Source organism: Streptomyces sp. NPDC006925 (assembly GCF_042869575.1).
Taxonomy (GTDB): Bacteria; Actinomycetota; Actinomycetes; order Streptomycetales; family Streptomycetaceae; genus Streptomyces.
This window is the reverse complement of the sequence record NZ_JBIAGB010000018.1, coordinates 24,370-31,498: the sequence shown is the minus strand read 5'-3', so window position 1 is coordinate 31,498 and position 7,129 is coordinate 24,370. Positions and strand designations below refer to the sequence as shown.

The 7,129-nt window shown below is 71.5% G+C and carries 10 protein-coding genes; 8 read left to right on the top strand and 2 right to left on the bottom strand.

Going from position 1 to position 7,129, the window contains the following annotated elements; translation table 11 throughout:
- Positions 1-126: 126 nt before the first annotated feature.
- Positions 127-288, bottom strand: a complete 162-nt coding sequence (locus ACFYNS_RS22620) for a hypothetical protein (RefSeq protein ID WP_019359798.1) — start codon at positions 286-288, stop codon at positions 127-129.
- A gap of 315 nt (positions 289-603) precedes the next feature.
- Here ACFYNS_RS22620 and ACFYNS_RS22615 point away from each other — a divergent pair, with 315 nt between their 5' ends.
- From ACFYNS_RS22615 to ACFYNS_RS22600, 4 genes are all read left to right on the top strand, one after another.
- A complete protein-coding gene (locus ACFYNS_RS22615) occupies positions 604-1,257 on the top strand; it encodes a response regulator transcription factor (protein WP_360297924.1) in 654 nt (217 codons plus the stop codon).
- Positions 1,258-1,262: 5 nt separating this feature from the next.
- A complete protein-coding gene (locus ACFYNS_RS22610) occupies positions 1,263-2,582 on the top strand; it encodes an ATP-binding protein (protein ID WP_360297927.1) in 1,320 nt (439 codons plus the stop codon).
- Between the two features lie 473 nt (positions 2,583-3,055).
- Positions 3,056-3,355 (top strand): DUF4193 domain-containing protein, encoded by a 300-nt coding sequence (locus tag ACFYNS_RS22605; protein WP_360297930.1) that lies wholly within the window; start codon positions 3,056-3,058, stop codon positions 3,353-3,355.
- 17 nt (positions 3,356-3,372) lie between these two features.
- Complete coding sequence (locus ACFYNS_RS22600) at positions 3,373-4,152, top strand: hypothetical protein (protein WP_360297931.1); 780 nt, start codon at positions 3,373-3,375, stop codon at positions 4,150-4,152.
- Between the two features lie 66 nt (positions 4,153-4,218).
- On the opposite strand, the gene ACFYNS_RS22595 is transcribed toward ACFYNS_RS22600, so the two are convergent.
- A complete protein-coding gene (locus ACFYNS_RS22595) occupies positions 4,219-4,686 on the bottom strand; it encodes a DUF3093 domain-containing protein (protein ID WP_360297933.1) in 468 nt (155 codons plus the stop codon).
- 57 nt (positions 4,687-4,743) lie between these two features.
- On the opposite strand from ACFYNS_RS22595, the gene ACFYNS_RS22590 reads away from it, so the two are divergent.
- The 4 genes from ACFYNS_RS22590 to kdpF all read left to right on the top strand — a co-directional run bounded on the left by ACFYNS_RS22590 (position 4,744) and on the right by kdpF (position 7,128).
- Positions 4,744-5,346 carry a PaaI family thioesterase gene (locus ACFYNS_RS22590; protein ID WP_360297935.1) on the top strand — a complete coding sequence of 201 codons (603 nt, stop codon included), beginning with the start codon at positions 4,744-4,746 and terminating at the stop codon, positions 5,344-5,346.
- The gene (gene dut / locus ACFYNS_RS22585) at positions 5,343-5,912 is read left to right on the top strand and encodes a dUTP diphosphatase (protein WP_360297937.1); all 570 of its coding nucleotides are present in this window, start codon (positions 5,343-5,345) and stop codon (positions 5,910-5,912) included. Before ACFYNS_RS22590 ends, dut begins: the two co-directional genes overlap by 4 nt.
- A 1-nt stretch (position 5,913) precedes the next feature.
- Positions 5,914-6,699, top strand: coding sequence for a DUF3710 domain-containing protein (locus ACFYNS_RS22580; protein ID WP_360297940.1), 786 nt, complete (start codon positions 5,914-5,916; stop codon positions 6,697-6,699).
- A gap of 339 nt (positions 6,700-7,038) precedes the next feature.
- Positions 7,039-7,128, top strand: coding sequence for a K(+)-transporting ATPase subunit F (gene kdpF / locus ACFYNS_RS22575; protein WP_360297943.1), 90 nt, complete (start codon positions 7,039-7,041; stop codon positions 7,126-7,128).
- Position 7,129 lies beyond the last annotated feature (1 nt).

Sequence of the window (7,129 nt, the reverse complement as noted above, 5' to 3'; positions counted from 1 at the left end):
GTACGCCCCCCCCCCCCCCCCCCCCCCCCCCCCCCCCCCCCCCCCCCCCCCCCCCCGCCCGCCCGCCCCCCCCCCCCCCCCCCCCCCCCCCCCCCCCCCCCCCCCGAAGCGGGCTCGAAAGGGTCGTCAGGCGACCTGCACGCCGTGCTCGGCGGCCAGGCGGCGGAGGTCCTCCAACTCCGACTGCTCGACGTCCACGAGGAAGTCGTCGCCGGATTCACGTGCGCGGTGCAGGTCGGACTCGGTGGTCCGTATACGCTGCAGGATGCCTGCGGTGAATGCGTCCATGGTGTGCCCCCTCGTCGCGGGTCGGTGGCACGGGGTGTGCCGAGGGAAGTGGTGCGTGCCCGATCACGGCGTGGTCCCCGGACTGCGTCGGAGGTGCGTCGTGGCACCCTGCGCACAGGGCGTGATCGTGGATGGTGCTCAGGTCCTCCCCAACCGGAACCTCAGAGAAACCTCAACCGCACCGAAAAAGTGCCGGCGGCTCGTGCCGGAGTACGCGCCCAGCTTCCCACCTCCGCTCTTACCGCCGATTTACCGGGGTCCGGGGCACGATGGGAAGCACGATCCCCCGTCCGTATCCAGGGAAGGAACAGCGCCGTGCGCGTACTCGTCGTCGAGGACGAGCAACTGCTCGCCGATGCCGTGGCGACGGGCCTCCGCAGAGAGGCCATGGCCGTCGATGTGGTCTACGACGGGGCGGCGGCGCAGGAGCGCGTCGACATCAACGACTACGACGTCGTCGTACTCGACCGGGACCTGCCGCTGGTGCACGGGGACGACGTCTGCCGCCGGATCGTGGAGCTGGGTCTGCCCACCCGGGTGCTGATGCTCACCGCCTCCGGGGACGTCAGCGACCGGGTCGAGGGCCTGGAGCTGGGCGCAGACGACTACCTGCCCAAGCCCTTCGCCTTCTCCGAGCTGACGGCCCGCGTGCGGGCGCTGGGGCGGCGCACGACCACGGCCCTCCCGCCGGTGCTGGAGCGGGCCGGTATCCGGCTGGACCCGGGGCGCCGCGAGGTCTCCCGGGACGGCCGGGAGATCCAGCTGGCGCCCAAGGAGTTCGCGGTGCTGGAGGTGCTGATGCGGGGCGAGGGCAGCGTCGTCTCCGCCGAGCAGCTCCTGGAGAAGGCGTGGGACGAGAACACCGACCCGTTCACCAATGTGGTGCGGGTGACGGTGATGACGCTGCGCCGCAAGCTCGGTGAGCCAGCGGTGATCGTCACCGTACCGGGCGCGGGGTACCGGATCTGACGTCGATGGCCCCCTCCACCTCTCCCGAATCCCCGGGTTCCCCCGCGTCCCGGGGCGCCCCCGGCGCCTCCGGCCCCGAGGGAGCCGGCCGCCCCGGCGGCGCCCCGCCGCGCACACCCCCCAAACCGAGCTGGGACCCGCGCGAGACCCCTCGTTCCTCGCCCCTGCTGCGCCCCACCATCCGGATACGGCTCACGCTGCTGTACGGCGGGATGTTCCTGATCGCCGGGATGCTGCTGCTGACGATCATCTATCTGCTGGCGGCGCAGGCGCTGGACGACGCCAGCCATGTCTCGTTCCGCATCCTCAACGGGGAGGTCCAGCCGACCTCGGACTGCCAGGGACTGACCGGAACCCTCCCCAGTGACGTGTTCATGCAGCGCCTGTCGGAGTGTGCGGAGGCGCAGCGCAGGATGGCGCTGGACGGGCTGCTGCGCCGCTCCCTGCTCGCGCTGCTCGGACTCGCTGTGGCCGCGTTCGCCTTCGGCTACGTGATGGCGGGCCGGGTGCTCGCGCCGCTGGGCCGCATCACCCGCACCGCGCGCCAGGTGGCGGGCTCGGATTTGCACAAGCGGATCGAGCTGGAGGGCCCGGACGACGAGCTGAAGGAGCTGTCGGACACCTTCGACGACATGCTGGACCGGCTGGAGCGTGCCTTCACCGCGCAGCAGCGCTTCGTGGGCAACGCCTCGCATGAATTGCGCACCCCGCTGGCGATCAACCGCACGCTGCTGGAGGTGCAGCTCGCCGATCCGGACGCCTCGCCGGAGCTGCAGCAGCTGGCCAAGACACTGCTGGCCACCAACGAGCGCAGCGAGCAGCTCGTGGAGGGGCTGCTGCTGCTCGCACGGAGCGAGAACGAGCTGGTGGACCGGAAGCCGGTGGACCTGGCCGAGGTGGCCTCGCAGGCGGTCGAGCAGGCGCGCGCAGAGGCCGAGACCAAGGGCGTCGAGTTGCGCGGAGTACGGCAGCCCACATATGTACAGGGCAATGGGGTACTCCTGGAGCGCGTCGCACTGAACCTGGTGCAGAATGCCGTGCGCTACAACCTGCGTGCGGGCGGATGGATCTCGGTCAGTACGGAGGCCCAGCCGGGGCAGGCGGTGCTCAGTGTCGAGAACACCGGGCCCGTGGTCCCGGCCTACGAGGTGGACAACCTCTTCGAGCCGTTCCGGCGTCTCCGTACGGAGCGGACGGGCAGTGACAAGGGAGTCGGGCTCGGGTTGTCGATCGTGCGTTCGGTCGCGCGGGCGCACGGCGGTGCGGTCTCGGCCGTGCCGCGCGAGGACGGCGGCCTGGTGATGCGGGTGACGCTGCCGCTGTGAGCGGCGGTCGGTACCGCGGAGTACCGCGGAAAGGGCGCAGGACATGGAGGTGACGAAAAGTGACCGAAAACACCCGGGTGTAGTCGGCGTCCCGTTCGCTATATGCGGAATCGGGGACACTTCTCGTCACCTGCAGTCGGGTTGTGATCGATCACACATGCGAATTTTCGGATGGTCCCGGACCGGGGTCACCGAACGGGAAGAAAACCCGGAAAATCCAGGTTTCCGCAGGTGGAGATCGTGGGCAGTACCCCGGATGGCCGGTGTGGAGTGTGTGCGGAGCACCGCCGGGGACCGTCTATGGTCCTCCTCGACATCCGACATGATCACCTCTTCAGGGGTGCCGTTGGGTGTCGATTGAGTAACAGACCTTGATGTGAGGCAAAATCTCCGCCTCGGGTCGGGCACAAGTCCGGCCTCTCACGCGTTACGTGCGCTGGAGACACCACAGACACCCAGAGGGGGAGAGCGACATGGCTACGGATTACGACACTCCACGCAAGACCGACGACGAAGTCAACGAAGACAGCATCGAGGAGCTGAAGGCCCGGCGGAACGACAAGTCCGCGTCCAATGTCGACGTGGACGAGTTCGAGCAGGCCGAGGGCCTCGAGCTGCCAGGAGCGGACCTCTCCAACGAGGAGCTGTCCGTCCGGGTGCTGCCCCGCCAGGCGGACGAGTTCACCTGCATGAACTGCTTCCTGGTGCACCACCGCTCCCAGCTCGCCGCGGAGAAGAACGGTCAGCCGATCTGCCGCGACTGCGCGGCCTGAGAAGCGGACCGACTGCCGTGGCAGTCGAAGGCGCACGTGACGACGAGCGAGGCCCTCATGACCGGTCGGCCTCGCTCGTGCCGTTCGAGCGCGGTGCCGAGGGCACCGCGCCGCACGCGGACGGCCCTGTGCCGTCCGCGCCACCCGGCGGGACACCGTCCGACCCCGGATCGCGGTCCGGCGGCGCCGCATGGCGGCTCCGCACGCGTACGCAGATGTACGTACGCGCGGTCACCGAGCGCGTCATCGAACTCGCCCCGCGGGTGCCTGTGCGGGACCTGGCGACCCTCCGCAGCCAGTTCCCCGGGCTGAGCACCGAGGAGCTGGCCGACAGACTGGTGACCGGAGCCACCCGGAGCGCTGCCGCCGTGGGCGCGGGCGTCGGCGGCGCCGCGATGCTGCCGGTACCCCCGGCCCTGCCCGCCGAGCTGACCGCCGAGATCGTCGGCGTCGCCGGTGTCGAGCTGAAACTGATCGCCGAACTGCACGAGGTCTACGGCCGCCGGGCGCCCGGTACCGTCCGCGAACGGGCCGTGGCCTATCTGAGCGCCTGGGCCTCCGAGCGCGGCATAGAGCTCACCCGCCCCGCCACCCTGAGCACGGCCATGAACGGAGAGCTGCGCCGCAGACTGCGGCAGCAGATCACGAAGCGCACCCTGCGCGCCCTGCCGAACCTCGCGCCGTTCCTGATCGGAGCCGCCGCCGGTGCCGTGCTGAACCGCAGGGACACCGCGCGGCTCGCCGAACGCGTCCGCGCCGATCTGCGCGTCGGCGCCACCGGGCAGCACAGCGGCTGACCGGGCCCGGAGACCCCGGGCCGAGGAGAAACGGCCGACCGCGGGTCGGGAAGCGGCTCATCCCGGCTACGAGACGGCCGACTCGCGGGCCGAACGCAGCGCCTCCACCAGCCGCTGCGGATGCCGCGTGGAGAGGTACACGTACGGCGTGGGGTCCTGCGGATCGGTCACCGCGACCCGCACCGCCGTCGGGACATAGCCGCGCAGCACCATGTGCGCCCGTGTGTCGGCCTTGTACGTACGCCAGGCGCGTGCCTGGCCGGCGTCCAGCGCCTCGGCATCCCCGAGCGCCGACACGGGGATCCGCGCGTCCCCGGCGATCAGCGAGTCCGCCACCACCCGTACCCGGACGCTGCCGTAGCTGCTCACGCACACGGCTGCCAGCGCGCCGCCCCCCACCAGGCCGCACAGCAGTGGCAGCGGGCCGAAGGGGAAGAGCATCAGCGCGCAGGCCACCCCGATTCCGGCGGCGATCAGCCACCAGGAGCGGGGAGCGGTGAGGCGCTCGTCGTGGAGCGCGGCCGGGGCAACCATGGGTCCAGCTTGGCACGGCGCCCCCCGGCGCCCCGCACGGCGGTAAGGTCTGCACCCGTGAGTGCAGCCAATCCCCCCAGTTCCCCGAAGACCTCGCTGGTGCCGCCGCCGGACGCCGTACCGCCGGTGCGCCACCCCGAGGCTCCCGAGCCCGGTACGCCGCTCGGCGCCCACTACGACATGTGTTTCGGCTGCGGCGGCGGGCAGCCGCACGGCCTGCACCTGGCGGCGCGGGCCGGGGAGGGCGTCAGCGTCACCGCCGAGTTCACCGTCAAGCCCGCCCACCAGGGAGCGCCCGGTCTCGCCCACGGCGGCGTGCTGACCACCGCGCTGGACGAGACCCTGGGCTCGCTGGGCTGGCTGATGCACGTGATCGCCGTGACCGGACGGCTGGAGACCGACTTCCTGCGCCCGGTCCCCGTGGACACGCTCCTGTATCTGGAGGCCCGCACGACCGCGGTGCACGGGCGCAAGATCTACTCCACGGCCACCGGCCGGATCGGCGGCCCCGAGGGGCCGGTCGCCGTGCGCGCGGACGCCGTCTTCATAGAGGTGAAGGTCGAGCACTTCATCGAGAACGGCCGCGAGGAGGAGATCCACGCGGCCATGGACGACCCCGACCAGGTCAGGCGCGCGCGTGCCTTCGAGGTGAACCCATGAGCGACGGCGTCGAGATCCTGCTGCGGCGCACCGACCCCGAGGTGCCCGTGCCCTCCTACCAGCACCCGGGGGACGCCGGTTGCGATCTGGTGACCACCGAGGGCGCGGAACTGGCCCCCGGGGAGCGGGCCGTCCTGCCGACGGGGATCTCGCTCGCCCTCCCGGACGGCTACGCGGCCTTCGTCCACCCGCGCTCGGGCCTCGCGGCCCGCTGCGGCGTCTCGCTGGTGAATGCACCGGGAACGGTCGATGCCGGGTACCGTGGGGAGATCAAGGTGATTGTGGCCAATCTCGATCCCCGCGAGACCGTGCGGTTCGAGCGTTTCGACCGTATCGCCCAACTCGTCGTCCAGCAGGTGGAGAAGGTGCGGTTCCGCGAGGTCGAGGAGCTGCCCGACTCGGTGCGCGCCGCGGGCGGCTTCGGCTCCACGGGCGGCCACGCGGCGGACCGCCCGGCCCGGCCGGCGCCCGCCGACGCGTCGGGCGTCACCCTGCAGACAGCCGCACAGCAGAAGGATTACGTTGCGGTCGGTGCCGATCGAGCTTCCGACCTGAGAGGACAGTGACGTGTTCGGACGTCGTCGCAAGAAGAGCGAAGAGCCCAAGGGCACCTCGGACGAGTTCGAGACGGAACAGGAAGGCGAGGGCGAGCCGCAGGACGGCGCGGACACCGAAGCCGACACCGGTGAGACCCGGGTCAAGCTGCCTCCGGCGCCCCGCCCGGACGGCCCCTGGGACATCGAGGAGGTCACCGAGCCCGACTCCGGCAGGGTCGACCTGGGCGGCCTGTTCATCCCCGGCGTCGAGGGCATGGAGCTGCGGGTCGAGGTTGCGGGCGACGCGATCGTCGCGGCGACCGTCGTGCTGCAGGACAGCGCCGTCCAGCTCCAGGCGTTCGCCGCGCCCAAGCGCGAGGGCATCTGGGACGAGGTCCGTGAGGAGATCGCCTCCGGCATCACCCAGCAGGGCGGCGTCATCGACGAGGCCGAGGGGCCGCTGGGCTGGGAGCTGCGGGCGCAGGTCCCGGTGCAGCTGCCGGACGGCACGGGCGGCGTGCAGGTCGTCCGGTTCGTCGGGGTGGACGGACCGCGATGGTTCCTGCGCGGGGTGATCTCCGGTCAGGGCGCGGTCCAGCCCGAAGCGGCGGGCGTACTGGAGCAGATCTTCCGGGACACGGTCGTGGTACGCGGCGAGGGGCCGATGGCGCCGCGCGACCCCATCGTCCTGAAGCTGCCCGAGGACGCGCAGATGGTGCCGGACGGAGTGCAGCAGGAGACGGTGGAAGAAGGCTCCCGGTTCGCGGGCGGCCTCGACAAGCTCCAGCGCGGCCCGGAGATCTCCGAGGTGCGCTAGCGCCCACCGCGATCTCCGAGGTGCACTAGCGCCCACCGCTGCTGCGAAGGCCGGGCCCGTCGGGCCCGGCCTTCTGTCGTGCGCGCCCGCCGCAAGCGCGTGAGGAGCCGCGGCAGGCGCGTAGGGACCGCGTCAAGGACGTATGGGCCCCGTCAAGAGCGCCCCCGGAGGTGTATGAGGGACGTCAACGGCCGGGGCGTACGCCGTCGGCGGGGGTTTTCTGGGTGGGTCAGCACAACCTACTCACCAGGAGCACACGATGGCCGATCTGGCCTTCGCCGCCACCACCGTCGCAGTCTTCGCACTGCTGTCGCTCGTCGCCAGAGGGATGGACCGGCTGTGAGCGCCGAGAACGTCGCGGGGCTCATGGTGGCCCTCGCGCTGCTGGGCTACCTCGTCTGCGCCCTGCTCTTCCCGGAGAGGTTCTGAG

Bases quoted from the DNA above. Each gene is read 5' to 3' on its own strand.
- ACFYNS_RS22595 (WP_360297933.1), bottom strand. From the start codon at position 4,686: ATGGTTGCCCCGGCCGCGCTCCACGACGAGCGCCTCACCGCTCCCCGC.
- ACFYNS_RS22620 (WP_019359798.1), bottom strand. From the start codon at position 288: ATGGACGCATTCACCGCAGGCATCCTGCAGCGTATACGGACCACCGAG.
- ACFYNS_RS22610 (WP_360297927.1), top strand. From the start codon at position 1,263: ATGGCCCCCTCCACCTCTCCCGAATCCCCGGGTTCCCCCGCGTCCCGG.
- dut (WP_360297937.1), top strand. From the start codon at position 5,343: ATGAGCGACGGCGTCGAGATCCTGCTGCGGCGCACCGACCCCGAGGTG.
- ACFYNS_RS22605 (WP_360297930.1), top strand. From the start codon at position 3,056: ATGGCTACGGATTACGACACTCCACGCAAGACCGACGACGAAGTCAAC.